The organism is Streptomyces sp. NPDC058646 (genome assembly GCF_042716875.1).
In the GTDB taxonomy this organism is placed as follows: domain Bacteria; phylum Actinomycetota; class Actinomycetes; order Streptomycetales; family Streptomycetaceae; genus Streptomyces.
Map to the genome: position 1 here is coordinate 112,695 of NZ_JBHXRK010000021.1, position 16,980 is coordinate 129,674.

Annotated in this window: 18 protein-coding genes and 1 pseudogene; 7 read left to right on the forward strand and 12 right to left on the reverse strand. The window is 74.0% G+C overall.

Features of this window, described 5'->3' with window-relative positions; genetic code table 11:
- Positions 1 to 16 precede the first annotated feature (16 nt).
- Both ACFWUZ_RS24825 and ACFWUZ_RS24830 read left to right on the forward strand, forming a co-directional pair.
- On the forward strand, positions 17 to 328 hold the full coding sequence (locus ACFWUZ_RS24825; RefSeq protein ID WP_384376844.1) for a YiaA/YiaB family inner membrane protein: 312 nt from the start codon (positions 17 to 19) through the stop codon (positions 326 to 328).
- 58 nt (positions 329 to 386) lie between these two features.
- The gene (locus ACFWUZ_RS24830; protein WP_384376847.1) at positions 387 to 1,028 is read left to right on the forward strand and encodes a TetR/AcrR family transcriptional regulator; all 642 of its coding nucleotides are present in this window, start codon (positions 387 to 389) and stop codon (positions 1,026 to 1,028) included.
- 46 nt (positions 1,029 to 1,074) lie between these two features.
- On the opposite strand, the gene ACFWUZ_RS24835 is transcribed toward ACFWUZ_RS24830, so the two are convergent.
- Positions 1,075 to 1,536: a MaoC family dehydratase gene (locus ACFWUZ_RS24835; protein WP_384376850.1), complete on the reverse strand. Its 462-nt coding sequence runs from the start codon at positions 1,534 to 1,536 to the stop codon at positions 1,075 to 1,077.
- Between the two features lie 160 nt (positions 1,537 to 1,696).
- On the opposite strand from ACFWUZ_RS24835, the gene soxR reads away from it, so the two are divergent.
- On the forward strand, positions 1,697 to 2,140 hold the full coding sequence (soxR, locus tag ACFWUZ_RS24840) for a redox-sensitive transcriptional activator SoxR (RefSeq protein WP_384376853.1): 444 nt from the start codon (positions 1,697 to 1,699) through the stop codon (positions 2,138 to 2,140).
- On the opposite strand, the gene ACFWUZ_RS24845 is transcribed toward soxR, so the two are convergent.
- From ACFWUZ_RS24845 to ACFWUZ_RS24860, 4 genes and pseudogenes are all read right to left on the reverse strand, one after another.
- Positions 2,121 to 2,894, reverse strand: coding sequence for a 3-keto-5-aminohexanoate cleavage protein (locus ACFWUZ_RS24845; protein WP_384376856.1), 774 nt, complete (start codon positions 2,892 to 2,894; stop codon positions 2,121 to 2,123). The two genes, soxR and ACFWUZ_RS24845, sit on opposite strands and share 20 nt — an antisense overlap.
- Positions 2,895 to 3,190: 296 nt before the next feature.
- Positions 3,191 to 3,646: pseudogene (locus tag ACFWUZ_RS24850) on the reverse strand (hypothetical protein); the annotation flags it as partial.
- A 94-nt stretch (positions 3,647 to 3,740) separates the two neighbouring features.
- Complete coding sequence (locus tag ACFWUZ_RS24855; protein ID WP_384376859.1) at positions 3,741 to 5,111, reverse strand: serine-threonine protein kinase; 1,371 nt, start codon at positions 5,109 to 5,111, stop codon at positions 3,741 to 3,743.
- Positions 5,112 to 5,213: 102 nt separating this feature from the next.
- Positions 5,214 to 6,497 carry an exo-beta-N-acetylmuramidase NamZ domain-containing protein gene (locus ACFWUZ_RS24860; protein WP_384376862.1) on the reverse strand — a complete coding sequence of 428 codons (1,284 nt, stop codon included), beginning with the start codon at positions 6,495 to 6,497 and terminating at the stop codon, positions 5,214 to 5,216.
- Between the two features lie 99 nt (positions 6,498 to 6,596).
- On the opposite strand from ACFWUZ_RS24860, the gene ACFWUZ_RS24865 reads away from it, so the two are divergent.
- Genes ACFWUZ_RS24865 through ACFWUZ_RS24875 form a run of 3 tightly spaced genes read left to right on the forward strand, consistent with a single transcriptional unit; the run spans position 6,597 to position 9,799 of the window.
- Complete coding sequence (locus ACFWUZ_RS24865; protein ID WP_384376865.1) at positions 6,597 to 7,370, forward strand: SDR family oxidoreductase; 774 nt, start codon at positions 6,597 to 6,599, stop codon at positions 7,368 to 7,370.
- Positions 7,367 to 9,142 (forward strand): class I adenylate-forming enzyme family protein, encoded by a 1,776-nt coding sequence (locus tag ACFWUZ_RS24870; RefSeq protein ID WP_384376868.1) that lies wholly within the window; start codon positions 7,367 to 7,369, stop codon positions 9,140 to 9,142. The genes ACFWUZ_RS24865 and ACFWUZ_RS24870 overlap by 4 nt, the downstream gene beginning before the upstream one ends.
- Positions 9,143 to 9,193: 51 nt before the next feature.
- A complete protein-coding gene (locus ACFWUZ_RS24875) occupies positions 9,194 to 9,799 on the forward strand; it encodes a TetR/AcrR family transcriptional regulator (RefSeq protein WP_384376871.1) in 606 nt (201 codons plus the stop codon).
- 338 nt (positions 9,800 to 10,137) lie between these two features.
- On the opposite strand, the gene ACFWUZ_RS24880 is transcribed toward ACFWUZ_RS24875, so the two are convergent.
- The 7 genes from ACFWUZ_RS24880 to ACFWUZ_RS24910 all read right to left on the reverse strand — a co-directional run bounded on the left by ACFWUZ_RS24880 (position 10,138) and on the right by ACFWUZ_RS24910 (position 15,201).
- Complete coding sequence (locus ACFWUZ_RS24880) at positions 10,138 to 11,358, reverse strand: acyl-CoA dehydrogenase family protein (RefSeq protein WP_384376874.1); 1,221 nt, start codon at positions 11,356 to 11,358, stop codon at positions 10,138 to 10,140.
- A 12-nt stretch (positions 11,359 to 11,370) separates the two neighbouring features.
- Entirely contained in the window at positions 11,371 to 12,405 is a 1,035-nt protein-coding gene (locus ACFWUZ_RS24885) for a phosphotransferase family protein (RefSeq protein WP_384376877.1), read from the reverse strand.
- Between the two features lie 119 nt (positions 12,406 to 12,524).
- The gene (locus ACFWUZ_RS24890) at positions 12,525 to 13,436 is read right to left on the reverse strand and encodes an MBL fold metallo-hydrolase (protein WP_384376880.1); all 912 of its coding nucleotides are present in this window, start codon (positions 13,434 to 13,436) and stop codon (positions 12,525 to 12,527) included.
- 95 nt (positions 13,437 to 13,531) lie between these two features.
- Positions 13,532 to 13,828, reverse strand: coding sequence for a hypothetical protein (locus ACFWUZ_RS24895; protein ID WP_384376883.1), 297 nt, complete (start codon positions 13,826 to 13,828; stop codon positions 13,532 to 13,534).
- Between the two features lie 120 nt (positions 13,829 to 13,948).
- Positions 13,949 to 14,275 carry a DUF202 domain-containing protein gene (locus ACFWUZ_RS24900; RefSeq protein WP_384376886.1) on the reverse strand — a complete coding sequence of 109 codons (327 nt, stop codon included), beginning with the start codon at positions 14,273 to 14,275 and terminating at the stop codon, positions 13,949 to 13,951.
- Positions 14,272 to 14,670, reverse strand: coding sequence for a YidH family protein (locus tag ACFWUZ_RS24905; RefSeq protein WP_384376889.1), 399 nt, complete (start codon positions 14,668 to 14,670; stop codon positions 14,272 to 14,274). The genes ACFWUZ_RS24900 and ACFWUZ_RS24905 overlap by 4 nt, the downstream gene beginning before the upstream one ends.
- Positions 14,671 to 14,679: 9 nt before the next feature.
- Positions 14,680 to 15,201 carry an NUDIX hydrolase gene (locus ACFWUZ_RS24910; RefSeq protein ID WP_384376892.1) on the reverse strand — a complete coding sequence of 174 codons (522 nt, stop codon included), beginning with the start codon at positions 15,199 to 15,201 and terminating at the stop codon, positions 14,680 to 14,682.
- 83 nt (positions 15,202 to 15,284) lie between these two features.
- Between ACFWUZ_RS24910 and ACFWUZ_RS24915 the strand changes: the two genes are divergently transcribed.
- Positions 15,285 to 16,940, forward strand: coding sequence for an FAD-binding dehydrogenase (locus ACFWUZ_RS24915; RefSeq protein ID WP_384376895.1), 1,656 nt, complete (start codon positions 15,285 to 15,287; stop codon positions 16,938 to 16,940).
- The last annotated feature ends 40 nt before the right edge of the window (positions 16,941 to 16,980 follow it).

The following is a 16,980-nucleotide window of genomic DNA, read 5'->3' on the forward strand; positions in this document are numbered from 1 at the left end:
GCCCGATGCTGGTGTCATGAACGAGACACCGGTCAAGCAGCAGAACACAGGGGCGTACTACGGCCAGGCCGTTGCCGCCTTCGGCATCGCCCTCGGCTCCGTGGCCCTCGGGATCTACAACCTGGAGGTCGACGGCTGGGTCCGGGCCTTCCTCGGCATCGCGGTCCTGTACCTCACGACCTCGGCCTTCACCCTCGCCAAGGTCATCCGCGACCGCCAGGAGGTCACCCAGATCGTCAGCCGGGTGGACCAGGCCCGGATGGAGAAGATGATGGCGGACTACGACCCCTACGCCCCGAAGAAGCCCGCTCGGCCCAGCGCGTCCTAAGCGCTTGCTCACCCTCCGGTAGGGTGTCACTCCCACACGGTGAAGAGGTGAGTGAGCGATGGACAGCGCGGAGGAGACGGCCGGCGGCTATCAGCCCTGGTCGGAGGTGATCCCCGACGCGGCGCGGCGACTGCTGGTCGCCGCCGTCGAGGCCTTCGCGGAGCGCGGGTACCACGCCACCACCACGCGTGACATCGCAGGGCGCGCCGGGATGAGCCCGGCCGCGCTCTACATCCACTACAAGACCAAGGAAGAGCTGCTCCACCGGATCAGCCGGATCGGCCACGACAAGGCGCTGAAGATCCTGTCCTCGGCGGCCGACGGCCCCGGATCCGCGGCCGAGCGGCTCGATGCCGCCGTGCGGTCCTTCGTACGGTGGCACGCGGCCCATCACACCACCGCGCGGGTGGTCCAGTACGAGCTCGATGCCCTCGCCCCGGAGCACCGCTCCGAAATCGTGGCACTGCGCCGGCAGAGCGACGCGGCCGTGCGCGGCATCCTGGCCGACGGGGTCGCCGCCGGGGAGTTCGACGTCCCCGACGTCCCCGGCACCACCCTCGCCGTCCTGTCCCTGTGCATCGACGTGGCCCGCTGGTTCAACGTGGCCGGGCAGCGCACGCCCGACGAGGTCGGCGCGCTCTACGCCGACCTCGTGCTCCGCATGGTGGGCGCGACGGGTGCCACGGGCGCGGCCCGGTAGCGATAGGGCTCCCTCCCGCCCCGACCCGCCCTGTCCCGGTCGCGGGTCAGAAGTAGTAGCGGGAGACCGACTCCGCCACACACACCGGCTTGTCGCCGCCCTCGCGCTCGACTGTGACGGTCGCCGTGACCTGTACGCCGCCGCCCGCCTCGGTCACCTCGGTGATCACGGCGGTGGCTCGCAGCCGCGACCCGACCGGCACCGGAGCCGGGAACCGGACCTTGTTCGCCCCGTAGTTGATGCCCATCTTCATGCCTTCGACCCGCATGACCTGCGGTACCAGACTGGGCAGCAACGACAGGGTCAGATAGCCGTGGGCGATCGTGGAACCGAAGGGTCCGTCAGCGGCCCTTTCCGGGTCGACGTGGATCCACTGGTGGTCACCGGTGGCGTCCGCGAAGAGGTCGATCCGCTTCTGGTCCACCTCCAGCCAGCCGCTGGGCCCGAGCGGCTCGCCGATCCCGGCGTGCAGTTCCCCTGCGGACGTGAACACCCTCGGCTCGGCCATGCCCTGCTCCTGCTTCTCGCGGATGACTGACGGATGACTGACGGACCGCTGACGAACGACTGACGGAGCGCTGACGAACGACCGCGGAACGAATAAGCGCTTGCTCAGCATGCTGGGACCGCATGTGTATGTCAACGGACCTCCGACTACCCTCGGCCTGGTGCCGCAGATTCCCGAGAACGTCAACGAACTCACCGTCGGCCAGCTGTCCGCCCGAAGCGGCGCCGCCGTCTCCGCCCTCCACTTCTACGAGGCCAAGGGCCTGATCAGCAGCCGCCGAACCTCCGGCAACCAGCGCCGCTTCAGCCGGGACGCGCTGCGCCGGGTGGCCTTCGTGCGCGCCGCGCAGCGGGTGGGCATCCCGCTGGCCAGCATCCGCGAAGCGCTCGCCCAGCTCCCCGAGGAACGCACCCCCACCCGCGAGGACTGGGCCCGGCTCTCCGAGACCTGGCGCACCGAACTCGACCAGCGGATCCGCCAACTCGGGCGCCTGCGCGATCATCTGACGGACTGCATCGGCTGCGGCTGCCTCTCGCTGGAGAACTGCGCGCTGTCCAATCCGGACGACGTCTTCGGCGAGAAGCTCACCGGCTCGCGGCTGTAGCGGAGCTGGAAGGCGCCGCCGGCGCCCCCACCGTCCGCGCCGCCAGCACCAGTTCGGCGTTCGAGGCCGCCGGACGCCCGTCCGGCAGGTGCAGCACGTCCCCTACGCCGATCCGCGTGCCCGTGCCGCACCGCGCGGCCAGCCGCAGCACCGGCCAGGCGGCGCTCCCGCGCCCGTACAGCAGCACCGCCACCGGCGGCAGCCCGCGCAGCCCGGCCACCAGCGCCGGATCCGCCGAGGCGAGCTCGGCCACGAGCCGGACACGCCCGGGGGTGCGGAGGGGCCAGGCCAGGAACCGGGCCATGGGCTCCGCCCCGGCCCGCCCGCCCACCGGAACCACGGCGTCCACGGCGATGCCGCGCTCCAGCAGGGCCTGCGCCAGGTCCTCGGCGCCCGCTTCGGCGAAGTGCACCGCGGCCCGGTCCGGCAGCGCCGTCCAGGACCGCACCCGCTCCAGCCGCTCCGCCGGCCCGGGTTCGGCGCCGGGGCTCGCACACACGGCCAGGGGTACGCCGACTCCCGCGCCCCGCACCGCCTCCAGCAGCGGGCCCACCACCCGGGGGGAGAGGCTCTCGCGTCCGCACGGGGTCCGCGGGTGGACCAGCACCTCCTGCGCCCCGGCGTCCACCGCGGCGAGCGCCGCGTCCGCCAGGGCGCCGGGGGACAGGGGCACGGCCGTGCCGTCGGCGGCGGTCCGCGAGCCGTTCAGCGACACCTGCGAGACCTGTGGCACCAGCGACACCTGTGGGTTCATGCCGCCCCCGCCGCGGGCGTGTCCACCAGCGCCGGTCTGGGCACCACGATCCCGCAGCCCGCGCAGAGCGGCCCGTCCCAGGCCCACGCCCCCTCCCAGGGGCCCGGCACCCGCGGGCCCGACCCCGCCCGCCGCCCCGGAAGCCGCCCCGCCCCGGGCCCGCCGGACCCGGGCCCGCCGGACCCGGCCACCCGGTGAACGGGTCCGGCCCCGGGCGCGTCGGGGCCCGTCCCCTGCACGGGCCCCGCCCCGGCCCGCGGCACGGGGACGGGCCGCGGGCCGGCCGGCGGGGCCGGCCAGTGCAGTTCCCGGTCCCCGCAGACCGGGCACGCCGTCCCCGGTTCCGATTCCAGCGCCTTCACGAGCCGTCGCAGCACTTCGTCGAGCGCGCCCTCGGGCCGGACCCCGGGATCCGCACATCGCACCACCGCGTCCCCGCTCCCGCCCCACGCCCACTCCGGCCGCCGCAGCCCGTGGTGCTTCTCGCGCCGCCGCCGCTCCGCGAACTGGCGCTCGTACTCCAGCCAGACCGCCCGCGCCTCCTCCAGCTCCTCCAGCGCGGCGACCAGCCGCAGCGGGTCCGCCCCCCGGTCCTCGGGCGCGATCCCGTGCCGGTCGCACAGATGCCACCACGTGGCCCGGTGCCCGTAGGGGGCGAACCGCTCCAGGCAGCGGCGCAGCGAGTGGCGCCGCAGGGCCCGGTCGTTGCGCGCATCGCGCACCTGGTAGGCCAGACTCCGGAATCCCGCCATGACATGTCACCTCCGCCGATGTGCCCAACATGCCCGGCCCGGCCCGGGCGCATGCGGGGGCGGTCGAGGCGTACGGGTGGCACGTGGCCGGAAGTCAGCGCCCCAGGCGTCCCGCGGAAACCACCACCCGGGCCAGCTCCTCGTGGCAGATGTCGCTGTGCGCCCCCGAGGGCGCGCCGCCGCGCCGCACCACGGATCCCGCGTCCACGCTGACGCATCCCGCCGGAGGGAGCCCCCCGCGCAGGGCCGCGTCCAGGGTCAGCCGCGGCGCGCCCGGGACGGCCCGCACCCCGCCGTGCCCGATCGCGCCCCACCGCTCGTCGAAGCCCATCAGTCCGGCCGAATCCCCCGCCATCCGGGAGGCCAGCGGATAGAAGACCTTCAGGGCCGAGTCGTGCGGCGAGTGGCAGGCCACCACCGGCCCGTCGACCCGGCGCTGGAGACCGCGCAGGGCTCCGCCCCGGCTCTTGTCGTGGGGCAGGCGGTCGGCGAACGCGTAGTGGGAGAAGGCGCCCTGGAGCAACGTCAGCGACTTCACGTACCGGGCCCGGTCCGGTACCGCGCGCAGCGAGAAGGACACCACCCGGGCCCCGAAGCTGTGCCCGATCAGATGGACGCGCAGCGCCGGGCGGACGCGCGCCAGCTCCGCCAGCGCCGGACCGAGGCCGCGCTCACCGACCACCCCCGCCCGCTTCTTCATCCGGTAGTACGTCGCCTGCCGGAGCAGCTCCTTGGCGCCGCCCCACAAGTCGCCCGGCCCGCCCGCCAGCCCGGCCGCCGGCGGCGGCGCAGGACTCCGCACGCCGTCGCCTCGGGGGCCGGCGCCCGCTGCACCGGTGCTCGGCACACCGGCGCTTGCGGGCAGTGGGGCACCCGTCCCGGCGAGCCGGAGGGTGAAGGCGCGGCACACCTCCAGCACGTCCTCCGTGAAGATCAGCGGCACCGCCGGGGGCGCCACTGCGGTGACCGAGTTCACCCCGGCCAACTCCCGTACCAGTGCCCCGAACTCGATGAAGGCGGCCGTCGAATCCGGCCGGTCCTCGAGCAGTTCGGCCACCCGGTCCAGCTCCGCCTCACGCCCCGGCCAGAACTCACCGAGCGCCCGCCGGGTGGCGGGGTCCAGCGCCACCCCGGAACCGGGCCCGGCGAGGACCCCCGGCCCGAAGTCCGGGATCGGCTCGTCCGCGAACCGTATCGAGGGCCACACCACGCCCACGTAACCCAGCCGTATCCCCGGCCCCACCAGCCCGGGGAACGGGGCGAAGAACCGGTCGTACAGCCGCAGGGACGTGCCGCGGTCGCTGTTCCACCCGTGGGCGAAGACCAGCAGGTCGGTGGCCTCCATCCGGGCCACCGCGCCCTGTCCGGCCGGGTCCGCGTCCCCCTGCGCGTCGAAGACCAGTTCCGCGTAGGGACCGACCCCGATCCCGCGTCCCGTTCCGTTCCCGGCACCCCTGTCCGTCATGACGTACCCCTCCACGCCCCGCCTCCGGTGCGGTCCAGCATCCTGCTGCCGCGTCCTTCCGGCTAGTGCCCCGGGGGTGCCGCCCTCTACCGTCCCGTGGTGTCACCGGTACAGCAGGTACTGCTCCCGTACCGCTGCGAAACGGGCCAGTCCGGCCGTCCAGTCGCCCACGACCTCCTCCACCCCCGCCCCCGCGTCGACCATCCGCCGCACCCGGTCCGAGCCGGTCAGCCGGTCGATCCAGTGGTCCGTGCGCCAGCCGAAGCCGCTCCAGGTCCGCCGCGCCGTCACCAGCAGCCCGATTCCGGCCCGCACCGGATCGAAGGCCTCGCGGTCGTGCACGATCAGCCGGACCCCGCCGCAGACCTTTCCCGCGTGCTTGGAGAAGGTCGGCGTGAAGTACGCCTCCCGGAACCACACCCCGGGCAGCTCCAGCGCGTTCGCGGCCTCCGCCCACTTCCGGTCGATCCCCTCCGCGCCGACCACCTCGAAGGGCGTGGTCGTACCGCGTCCCTCCGACAGGTTCGTCCCCTCGAAGAGGCAGGTGCCCGCGTACGCGAGGGCCGTGTCCGGGGTCGGCATGTTCGGGCTCGGCGGCACCCAGGGCAGCCCGGTCTCCCCGAAGAACGACTCCCGCCGCCACCCGCTCATCGCCACGGTCCGCAGCCTGACCGGCCCCCCGGGCAGCGACCCGTCGGTCAGGAACTCGCCGTTGAAGAGCCGGGCCAGCTCGGCGGCCGTCATCCCGTGCGCGAGGGCGATCGGCTCCCGGCCCACGAAGCTCGCGTACGCCCGCTCCAGGACCGGCCCGGCCGCCCGGCGGCCACCGACCGGGTTCGGCCGGTCCAGCACCACCACCGCCTTGCCGGCGAGGGAGGCCGCGCGCATGCAGTCGTAGAGGGTCCAGATGTATGTGTAGAAACGCGCCCCGACGTCCTGGATGTCGAAGACGACGGTGTCGATCCCGGCCGCCGTGAACACGTCCGCGAGGCGCTGACCGCTCTTGTCGTACGTGTCGTACACGGGCAGGCCGGTGGCCGGATCCCGGGAGGCGCCCTCGGAGTCCCCCGCCTGGGCCGTCCCGCGGAACCCGTGCTCGGGCCCGAACACCGCGACCAGGTCGACCCGTTCGTCCGCGTGCAGGACGTCGACCAGGTGCCGGGCCTCGGCGGTGATGCCGGTGGGGTTGGTGACCACCCCGACCTTCTGCCCGGCCAGCACCCCGTACCCGTCCGCGGCGAGCTGCTCGAAGCCCGTACGCACCTGCGCCGCGCGCGGCGCCGCCCCGGCGGCCGCCGCCGTCCCGGGCGCCCCCACCGCTCCCACGGCACCCGCAATCCCCGTGGCCCCCGCCAGTCCCAGCAGCCCGCGTCGCGACAGAGTCATCCGGCCACGCTAGGGGGCAGCCCCCTTCCGTCCGGACATACCGACTGGTTAGTCTGCCCGGCACCGGCAGGGATCCCAGCCGGAGTCCGGCCACGAAAGGTGATCCCCGTGAGCGCGTACCAGGACCAGCGAGTCGTCGTCACCGGCGCGGGCGGTGGCATCGGCGCCGCCCTCGCGCAGCGGTTCGCCGCCGAGGGGGCCACGGTGGTGGTCAACGACCGCGACGCCGCCAAGGCCGCCGCGGTGGCGGGCGCCATCGGCGCCCGGGCGATCCCGCTGCCGGGCGACGCCTCCGAGATCGCCCCGGAGGCGCTGGAAGCGCTGGGCGGCAGGATCGACGTCTACTGCGCCAACGCCGGACTCGCCTCCGGCGGCGACGCGTTCGCCGACGAGGCCGTCTGGGAGGCGGCCTGGGACACCAACGTGATGGCCCACGTACGGGCGGCCCGGCTGCTGCTCCCCGACTGGCTGGAGCGGGGGAGCGGCCGCTTCGTGTCCACCGTCTCCGCCGCCGGGCTGCTGACGATGATCGGAGCAGCCCCGTACAGTGTCACCAAGCACGGTGCGCTCGCCTTCGCGGAGTGGCTCTCGCTGACCTACCGCCACCGCGGGGTCCAGGTGCACGCCATCTGTCCGCAGGGGGTGCGCACCGACATGCTGACCGCCGCGGGCTCGGCGGGCGAACTCGTCCTGGCGCCGACCGCGATCGAGCCGGACGCGGTCGCGGACGCCCTGTTCGACGGCATGGAGAAGGGCCGCTTCTTGATCCTCCCGCACCCCGAGGTCGCGGACTTCTACGCCGCCCGTGCCACCGCGCCGGACCGCTGGCTGAGCGGTATGAACCACCTCCAGCAGAAGTGGGAGACCAGGTGACCTCCGCCGAGGCCGCTCCCGCGGGTTCCCGGTACGCCGCCCGGCCCTGGCTCGGGCGGCTCAGCCCGGCCCAGCGGGCGCCCGTCGCGCCGCCGCCCTCGGTGCTGCACGCCTTCCGTGCGGCCGTGGCCCGGGCACCCGGCCGCACGGCCCTGGCCTACTTCGACGGCCGGCTCTCCTACGCCGAGGCCGACGCCCTCTCCGACTCGGTCGCCGGGCACCTGGCCGCGCACGGGATCCGCCGCGGGGACCGGGTCGCCGTCATGCTGCAGAACACCCCGCAGTTCGTGCTCGCCGTGCTGGGTGCCTGGAAGGCGGGGGCGGTGGTCGTCCCGCTCAACCCGATGTACAAGGCGGCCGAGGCCCGGCACGTCCTGCGCGACTCCGGCGCCGCCGCGCTGGTCTGCGAGGGCCGCGCCTGGACGGCGTACCTGCGCGGGGCCGCGCACGACAGCGCCGTACGGACCGTGCTGACGGCCTCCGCCCTGGACTTCCAGAGCCGCAACGACCCCCGCCTCCTCGCCACCGCCCCGGCACCCGCAGCCGAGCCCGTGCCCGAGCCCGTGCCTGGGGCCGCGCCGACAGCCGAGGTCGCCCCCGTGCCCGCAGCCGCAGCCGGGCCCGTGCCCGGGTCCGTGCCGCGGCCCGTCGTTGCCGCGCTCACCGCCGTGGCCCGCCGCGGCGACCCGGCCCCCGCGGATCCCCGTCTCACCGCCGCCGACACCGCACTCATCAGCTACACCTCCGGCACCAGCGGCACCCCCAAGGGCGCGATGAACCCGCACGGCGCGCTCACCTACAACGCCGCCCGCCAGGTCGCCGGCCACCCCCTCCCCGAGGGCGCCACGTACTTCGCCCTCGCCCCGCTCTTCCACATCACCGGCATGGTCTGCGAGCTCACCGCCTGCTTCGTCAACGCCGGCACCCTCGCCCTCGCCCACCGGTTCGACGCCGGAGTCGTCCTCGACGCCTTCCTCGAACACCGTCCCGCCTACGCCATCGGCCCGGCCACCGCCTTCATGGCCCTCGCCGCACACCCCGGGGCCACCCCGGACCACTTCGCCTCCTTCCAGGTGCTCTCCTCCGGCGGCGCCCCGCTCCCGCCCGCGCTCGTCGAACGCCTCCGGGCCGCCTTCGGCTTCTACCTGCGCAACGGCTACGGCCTGACCGAGTGCACCGCCCCCTGCGCCTCCGTCCCCGCCCACCTCGAAGCACCCGTCGACCCCGTCTCCGGCACCCTCTCCGTCGGCGTCCCCGGCGCCGAGACCGTCGTGCGCATCCTCGACGAGCACGGCGCCGAGCTCCCCTTCGGCGAGACCGGCGAGATAGCGGTACGCGGCCCCCAGGTGGTACCCGGCTACTGGGGCCTGCCGGCCGAGACGGCCGAGGCCTTCCCCGACGGCGAGCTGCGCACCGGCGACGTCGGGTTCATGGACGCGGAAGGCTGGCTCTACGTCGTCGACCGCAAGAAGGACATGATCAACGCGTCCGGCTTCAAGGTGTGGCCGCGGGAGGTCGAGGACGTGCTCTACACCCACCCCGCGGTCCGCGAGGCGGCCGTGGTGGGCGTGCCCGACCCGTACCGGGGGGAGAGCGTGAAGGCGTACGTCAGCCTCCGCCCCGGCGCCTCGGCGGACCCGGCGGAGCTGTCCGCGTACTGCGCCGCGCGCATCGCCGCGTACAAGTACCCGCGACAGGTGGAGATCCTGCCTGTCCTTCCGCAGACGACCAGTGGCAAGATCCTCCGACGGGAGCTGCGCGACCGCGGCTGAAAACAGTCGGACGGACGTACGGCCGGCGACAAGGAAGGGAAGGTCAGCGCGATGGCGGCCAGAACCACGGCGACCGAAACCACGCAGGAAGCCCCGGTACCGCAGCGGCTGCTGGCCGTGGCCACCCGGCTGTTCGCCGAGCGGGGCTACGACCGCACCTCGGTCCAGGAGATCGTCGAGGCGGCCGGGGTCACCAAGGGCGCGCTCTACCACTACTTCGGGTCCAAGGACGACCTGCTGCACGAGGTGTACGCGCGCATGCTGCGCCTCCAGCAGCAGCGCCTGGACGCGGTGGCCGACTCCGACGCGCCCGTGGAGGAGCGGCTGCGCACGGCGGCCGCGGACGTGGTCGTCACCACCATCGAGAACCTCGACGACGCGATGATCTTCTTCCGGTCGATGCACCAGCTCAGCCCGGAGAAGTTCAAGCAGGTCCGTGCCGAACGCCGGCGCTACCACGAGCGGTTCCGGGCCCTGGTCGAGGAGGGCCAGCGCAGCGGGGTGTTCTCCACCGCGACCCCTGCCGACCTGGTGGTGGACTACCACTTCGGGTCCGTGCACCACCTGTCCACCTGGTACCGCGCGGACGGCCCGCTCACGCCGCAGCAGGTCGCCGACCACCTGGCCGACCTGCTGCTGCGCGCCCTGCGCCCCTAGCGGGCACCCGGGCGGCGCCCCCGTACGGTCCTCAGCCCCGGGGAAGGAACTTGCGGCCCCAGGTCTTCTCGGGGACCACGGCGAAGGAGACGCACCAGGTGATGCCCGCGCTCAGCCGGCCGAGGGCGGTGACGTGGGAGAGGTAGCCCAGCGCCAGGAAGAAGAAGGTCAGCGCCGGCGCTGAGCACGAAGGTGGTCAGGGCGGACGCGGTCGGACCGAGGGGTCCGGGGTCGGCGACCCGCACCCTGTGGTCTCGCCCCGCCCCCGCGGCCCGCCCCTGCGCCCCGGGGCCCCGAAGGGCCGGGGGCTGGACCTGCGGGCCGCGAGGGCCCCGCCGCTACATGTAGCGCTTCAGCTCCCGCCGCGCCAGCGAGCGCTGGTGGACCTCGTCCGGCCCGTCCGCCAGGCGCAGCGTCCGCGCCGCCGCCCACAGCTCGGCGAGGGGGAAGTCCTGGCTCACCCCGCCCGCGCCGTGCAGCTGCACCGCGTCGTCCAGGATCCGCACCACCGCCCGCGGAGTGGCGATCTTGATGGCCTGGATCTCCGTGTGCGCACCCCGGTTGCCCACGGTGTCCATCAGCCAGGCCGTCTTCAGCACCAGCAGCCGGAGCTGCTCGACGGTCACCCGGGCGTCCGCGATCCAGTTCTGCACGACGCCCTGCGCGGCCAGCGGCTTGCCGAAGGCCGTACGCTCCACCGCCCGCCGGCACATCAGCTCGACGGCCCGCTCCGCCATGCCGATCAGCCGCATGCAGTGGTGGATCCGCCCCGGGCCGAGCCGGGCCTGGGCGATGGCGAAACCGTCCCCCTCCCCGCCGATCAGGTTCCCGGCCGGGACCCGCGCACCGTCGAAGACCACCTCGGCGTGCCCGCCGTGGTCGTGGTCCTCGTACCCGTACACGGTCATGGCCCGGCGCACCTCGACCCCGGGGGTGTCCCGGGGGACCAGGACCATCGACTGCTGGCGGCGCGGATCGGCGCCGTGCGGGTCCGTCTTGCCCATCACGATGAAGACCTTGCAGTCCGGGTTCATGGCGCCGGAGATGAACCACTTGCGCCCGGTGACCACGTACGCGGACCCGTCGGCGGACCGCTCGATCCGGGTCTCGATGTTCGTCGCGTCCGAGGAGGCCACCTCGGGCTCGGTCATCGCGAACGCGGAGCGGATCCCGCCCGCCAGCAGCGGTTGCAGCCACTGCTTCTTCTGCTGCTCGTCCCCGAACTGGGCGAGCAGCTCCATGTTCCCGGTGTCCGGGGCCGCGCAGTTGGTCGCCGTCGGGGCCAGGTGCGGACTGCGGCCGGTGATCTCCGCCAGCGGGGCGTACTGGAGGTTGGTCAGCCCGGCGCCGTGCTCGGCGTCCGGCAGGAAGAGGTTCCACAACCCCTGGCGGCGCGCCTCGGCCTTCAGTTCACCGAAGACGGCCGGGGTGTCCCAGGGTGAGGCCAGCCGTGCGCGCTGCTCGGCGGCGACGGGTTCCGCCGGGTAGACGTACTCCTCCATGAACGCGAGCAGCCGCTCGCGGAGTTCCTCGGTCCGGGTGTCGAATGCGAAGTCCATGGGTGGGATGCCTCAGCCTTCCTGCGGTTCCTGAAGAGTGGTCAGTCCGTGCTCGATGAAGACGGGCACCAGCTCGCCGATGCGGTCGAAGCCGGCGCCGACGGTCTGCCCGAGCGTGAAGCGGTAGTGGATGCCCTCGAGGATCACCGCGAGCTTGAACCAGGCGAAGGCCGTGTACCAGGCGATGGCGCCGGTGTCCCGGCCGGAGCGGGCCGCGTACCGCTCGATCAGCTCGGCGGGGCCCGGATGGCCCGGAGCGCCGCTCGTGGTGCTGACGGGGGAGTCGGTCAGGCCCAGGTCGGAGCTGTACATCACCAGCAGCCCCAGGTCGGTCAGCGGATCGCCGAGCGTGGACATCTCCCAGTCCAGCACCGCCCGGATCCGGTCGTCCGGGCCGCCGATCAGGACGTTGTCGAGGCGGAAGTCCCCGTGCACCACGGTCGGGGCGGGGGAGTCGGGCAGCGCCCGGCCCAGCGATCCGTGCAGCTCGTCGATCCCGGGCAGCTCGCGGCCCCGCGAGGCCGCGAGCTGCTTGCCCCAGCGGCGCAGCTGCCGGTCGAGGAAGCCCTCGGGCCGCCCGAAGTCGCCCAGTCCCACCGCCTGCGGGTCCACGGCGTGCAGCTCGACCAGGGTGTCCACGAGGCCCAGCACGGCCCGCCGGGTGCGCTCGGGGCCGATCGACGCGAGCTGGCCGGCCGTGCGGTACGGCACCCCGTCCACGTACTCCATGACGTAGAACGGCGCCCCCAGCACGGCCTCGTCCTCGCACAGCAGCAGCGGCTCGGGCACCGGCACGGCCGTGCCGTGCAGGGCCTCGATCACCCGGTGCTCACGCCGCATGTCGTGCGCGGTGGCCAGGACGTGCCCGAGCGGAGGCCTGCGCACCACCCAGCGGGCAGCGCCGTCGGTGACCTCGTACGTGAGGTTGGACCGCCCGCCCTCGATCAGCCGGCCGCGCAGCTCGCCGGCCACGAGTCCGGGCCGCACGGCGTCGAGATGCCGGCGCAGCCCTTCCAGGTCGAGGCCCCGCGGTTCGGCTGAGCTCATGGTGCGCACCTCCGTGCTGTGACGACATCGGTTGTCCGTGAGCCATCATGCCGACCAGTCGGTATGCCGTCCAGAGTGCGGACCCGGGGAACTGCTCGGAGTCCTCGGTCCGGCCGGGGTCAGGCGTGGCAGAGGAGCGGCGTCCCGCCGTTCATCACCGTCATGTCCCCGAGCACCGCCAGGATGTCCAGCGGGGCGCCCTCCGGCTCCCCGGCCAGCTCCGCGTAGGCCCGGTGCAGATTCGCCACCAGCCGTTCGCCCTCCCGCCAGGCCGCGAACTCGCCCAGGTCGGCCTGCCGGGCGACCTCCAGCGGGGTCTGCCCCTTCGCCCGGCCCTCCCGGGCGAGTGCGTCCACGTACCGCAGGTACCGCTCGGTCGACTCGTACGCGGAAGGGTCGGTCAGCGGCCCGTGGCCCGGTACGACGGTCTCCGCCCCCAGCGACCGCAGCAGCTCCAGGGCCCGCAGCGAACCGGCCAGCGAGCCCATCGCGAGGAAGGGCGTGCCCTGGGCGAAGACCAGGTCCCCGGTGAAGACGACCCGCTGCCGCGGCAGCCAGACGATCGAGTCGCCCGTGGTGTGTGCGGTGCCCGGGTGGATCACCTGCACCTCGGTCGCCCCGACGTACAGGGTCATCCGGTCGCTGTAGGTGACGTCGGGCGCGGTGATCTCCATCGCGCCGAAGTCCGTCCCCGGCCAGATCATCTCCAGCTGGTGCCCGGCGGCCAGCTGCTCGGCCCGCGCGCGTTCGTGGCCGAGGACCAGCGCCCCGGGTGCGAAGACGCCGTTCCCGTAGGTGTGGTCGCCGTGGTGGTGGGTGTTCACCACCGTGCGCGGCATCGGGGCCCCGGCCGCCGAGACGGCTTCGCGCAGGGCGAGTGCCCGCCGCTGGGTGGCGGCGGTGTCGACGAGCAGGGTGCGGCCGCCGTCGCTGACGAATCCGGCGTTGTTGAGGCACCAGCCGCCGTCGGGCTGGACGTACGCGTACACCCCCGCCGCGGGCTGCACGACGTACGGATCTTCGGCGGCCAACTGTGCGCTCCCCGGGTCGCTCCGACAGGTGAACGGCATCCTGCCAGCCGGCGCGGCCCCGGGGGAGGGCGGGGCGGAACCTGCCCGGAAAGGGCTCAGTGGTCGTCGAAGTGACCGTCGTGCGCGGCGTGCCGGTGGCCGTCGTGGAGGTAGTCGACGTGGTCGCCGTGCGGGACGGACTCGTGTCCGCAGTCGGAGCCGTGGACGTGCGTGTGGCCGTCGTGGGGGGTGTGCCCCGAGGGCTCGCACTCGTCCCAGTGGCCGGCGTGCTGCCGGTGGAGGTGGCCGTCGTGCGCGTAGTCCACGTGGTCGCCGTGGTCGACCTCGGTGTGGCCGCAGCCGGGGCCGTGGGCGTGCTCGTGCGTCGGGTGCTCGTGGTGCAGGGTCGTCATGGGGCCGAGGCTAGTCCGTAACGTCGGAGATCACCCGTTATGGAGCGGATGCATGGGTGTGGGCGTGTTCCGGTTCGGACGGACCGCGCACCGCCCGGACCCGCCCCCCGTCCCGCCGCCTCACAGGAGCACGGCCACCGCGAACACCGCCAGGGCCAGCGTGCAGGACACCACCGCCAGCGCCGCCCGCCGCGGCAGCGCGGCCGGCCGGTCCGCGGCCAGCGCCCGCATCCGCTGGTGCGCCACCGCGAGGAAGGCCACCCAGACCAGCGCGGTCACCGAGGCCCCCACGACCTCCACCGGCGCCCCCGACCCGCGCAGAGCCTGCCGCAGCGCCAGCACCGCCACGACCGAGCAGGTCAGCGTCGTACGCCGCCACGCCATCCGGGTCCGCTCCGGCTGGAGCCCGGCGTCGCGCCCCTCCCCGGGAACGGCGGAGCCGCTCACCGCCCGGTCGTCCAGCCCAGCGCCACCACCAGCATCATCACGACGGCCACCAGCCCCACCCCCAGGCTCAGCACCACCGGGAACCGCGACAGCGGCAGGTCCTCCCCGCGCCGCATCGCCCGCTCGCACCGCATCCAGTGGTTGACCGCCCGCAGCGCACAGGCACCACCCACCGCCAGCAGCGCGAGCGCCATCCCGACCCGCACCCCCCACCGCAGGTCCGGCAGGAACTGGTCCACCGCGAACCCGCCGCCCACCAGGGCCAGCGCGGTCCGGATCCAGGCCAGGAAGGTCCGCTCGTTGGCGAGCGAGAACCGGTAGTCGGGGGTCTCGCCCTCGTCCTTCACCCGCTCCGGCGCGAACCAGAGCCGCACGTCCCTGACGAAGTCGATCACCCGGTCAATCTACTGGCGCTGCTCCCGGTACGCGCGCAGCCGCCGGTACGCCTCCAGCCCGTCCGGCACCCAGTCCCAGTCCCCGCCGGCCACCCGCGCCGCCAGTTCCTCCTCGGACAGCCAGGCGTGCCAGGCCACCTCCGAGGCCTGCGGAGCCACGGGCAGCTCGCACCGCACCTCGTGCACGTACGACCACCAGGCCCCGACCGGACCCTCGTACAGGAACTTGAAGAGCGGCTCGGGCTGCGGCAGCCCGGACACGCCCAGCTCTTCCCCGGCCTCCCGCAGGGCCGCCGACGCGTAGTCCTCCCCCGCGCCCAGCACCCCGCCCACGAACATGTCGTAGTGCGCCGGGAAGACCAGCTTCGACGCGGTCCTCCGGTGGACGAAGATCCGCCCCCGCGCATCCCTGGCCTGCACGAACACGCAGCGGTGGATCAGGCCGCGCGCGTACACCTCGCCCCGCGGCGCGCGCCCCGTCACCCGGTCGTCCCGGTCCACCACGTCCAGTACTTCATCAGCGGCACTCACCTGCTCATCCAACCACCGCTGTTGACTGGTTACCGCTCCGTAGCCAAGGATCTGCCCCACCACCGACGGAGGACGGGTAGCGCATGACGTACGACGCAGACGTGATCGTGATCGGGGCGGGCCTCGCGGGTCTCGCGGCCACCGCCGAGCTCGTCGACGCGGGCCGCAAGGTCATCCTGCTCGACCAGGAGCCGGAGCAGTCCATCGGCGGCCAGGCGCACTGGTCCTTCGGCGGGCTCTTCTTCGTGGACTCGCCCGAACAGCGCCGGATGCGGATCAAGGACAGCCGCGACCTCGCCCTCCAGGACTGGACCGGTACCGCCGGTTTCGACCGCGAGGAGGACGCCTGGCCGCGCCGCTGGGCCGAGGCCTACGTGGACTTCGCGGCGGGCGAGAAGCGGCCCTGGCTGCACGCGCAGGGGGTCCGCTTCTTCCCGGTGGTCGGCTGGGCGGAGCGCGGCGGCTACGACGCCGACGGCCACGGCAACTCCGTCCCCCGCTTCCACATCACCTGGGGCACCGGACCCGGCCTGGTCGAGCCCTTCGAGCGGCGGGTCAGGGCCGGCGTGGCCCGCGGACTGGTGCAGCTGAGGTTCCGGCACCGGGTCACCGGCCTGTCCCGCACCGCGGGCGCCGTGGACACCGTGACGGGCGAGGTCCTGGAGCCCTCCGGCGCCGTACGGGGCACCGCGAGCAGCCGCGAGGCCACCGGCGCGTTCTCCCTCCGGGCCCAGGCCGTGATCGTGACGAGCGGCGGCATCGGCGGCAACCACGACCTCGTGCGCGCGCAGTGGCCGGCCCGGCTCGGCACCCCGCCCGAGCGGATGCTCGCCGGCGTCCCCGCACACGTGGACGGACTGATGCTCGGCATCACGGAGGCGGCCGGCGCCAGCCACATCAACAAGGACCGGATGTGGCACTACACCGAGGGCATCCAGAACTGGGACCCCGTCTGGGCCCGCCACGGCATCCGCATCCTGCCCGGCCCCTCCTCGCTCTGGCTGGACGCCACGGGCAAGCGGCTGCCCGTACCGCTCTTCCCCGGCTTCGACACCCTCGGCACCCTCGACCACATCATGAGGACCGGCCACGACCACACCTGGTTCGTCCTCAACCAGCGCATCATCGGCAAGGAGTTCGCCCTCTCCGGATCCGAGCAGAACCCCGACCTGACCGGCCGATCGGTCCGCGACGTCATCAACCGCGCGCGGCTGGCCGTCCCCGCCCCCGTCCGCTCCTTCATGGAGCACGGCGCGGACTTCGTCGTCGAGCGCGACCTGTCCGCCCTGGTCCGCGGGATGAACGCCGTCACCGAGGAGGACCTGATCGACGAGGCCGCCCTGCGCCGGGTCATCACCTCGCGGGACCGGGAGATCGCCAACCCCTTCACCAAGGACCTCCAGGTGACGGCGATCCACGGGGCGCGCAAGTACCTCGGCGACAAGCTGATCCGCACGGCCGCCCCGCACCGGATCCTGGACCCCGCGGCCGGACCGCTGATCGCGGTACGGCTGTCGATCCTGACCCGCAAATCCCTGGGCGGGCTGGAGACCGACCTCTCCTCGCGCGTCCTGACGCCCGACGGGGAGCCCCTGCCCGGCGTCTACGCGGCGGGCGAGGCGGCCGGCTTCGGCGGCGGCGGGGTGCACGGCTACCGGGCCCTGGAGGGCACCTTCCTCGGCGGCTGCCTCTTCTCCGGCCGCGCGGCCGGCCGCGCAGCCGCCCGCGCGGTCGCCTGACGGGGCTGAGGGGGCTGACGGGGCTGAGGGGGCTGGCCGG

Excerpts from the sequence above, each read along its gene's own strand:
- ACFWUZ_RS24825 (WP_384376844.1), top strand. The coding sequence starts at position 17 with ATGAACGAGACACCGGTCAAGCAGCAGAACACAGGGGCGTACTACGGC.
- ACFWUZ_RS24830 (WP_384376847.1), top strand. The coding sequence starts at position 387 with ATGGACAGCGCGGAGGAGACGGCCGGCGGCTATCAGCCCTGGTCGGAG.
- ACFWUZ_RS24835 (WP_384376850.1), bottom strand. The coding sequence starts at position 1,536 with ATGGCCGAGCCGAGGGTGTTCACGTCCGCAGGGGAACTGCACGCCGGG.
- ACFWUZ_RS24845 (WP_384376856.1), bottom strand. The coding sequence starts at position 2,894 with ATGAACCCACAGGTGTCGCTGGTGCCACAGGTCTCGCAGGTGTCGCTG.
- ACFWUZ_RS24855 (WP_384376859.1), bottom strand. The coding sequence starts at position 5,111 with ATGACGGACAGGGGTGCCGGGAACGGAACGGGACGCGGGATCGGGGTC.
- ACFWUZ_RS24860 (WP_384376862.1), bottom strand. The coding sequence starts at position 6,497 with ATGACTCTGTCGCGACGCGGGCTGCTGGGACTGGCGGGGGCCACGGGG.
- ACFWUZ_RS24875 (WP_384376871.1), top strand. The coding sequence starts at position 9,194 with ATGGCGGCCAGAACCACGGCGACCGAAACCACGCAGGAAGCCCCGGTA.
- ACFWUZ_RS24880 (WP_384376874.1), bottom strand. The coding sequence starts at position 11,358 with ATGGACTTCGCATTCGACACCCGGACCGAGGAACTCCGCGAGCGGCTG.
- ACFWUZ_RS24885 (WP_384376877.1), bottom strand. The coding sequence starts at position 12,405 with ATGAGCTCAGCCGAACCGCGGGGCCTCGACCTGGAAGGGCTGCGCCGG.
- ACFWUZ_RS24895 (WP_384376883.1), bottom strand. The coding sequence starts at position 13,828 with ATGACGACCCTGCACCACGAGCACCCGACGCACGAGCACGCCCACGGC.
- ACFWUZ_RS24915 (WP_384376895.1), top strand. The coding sequence starts at position 15,285 with ATGACGTACGACGCAGACGTGATCGTGATCGGGGCGGGCCTCGCGGGT.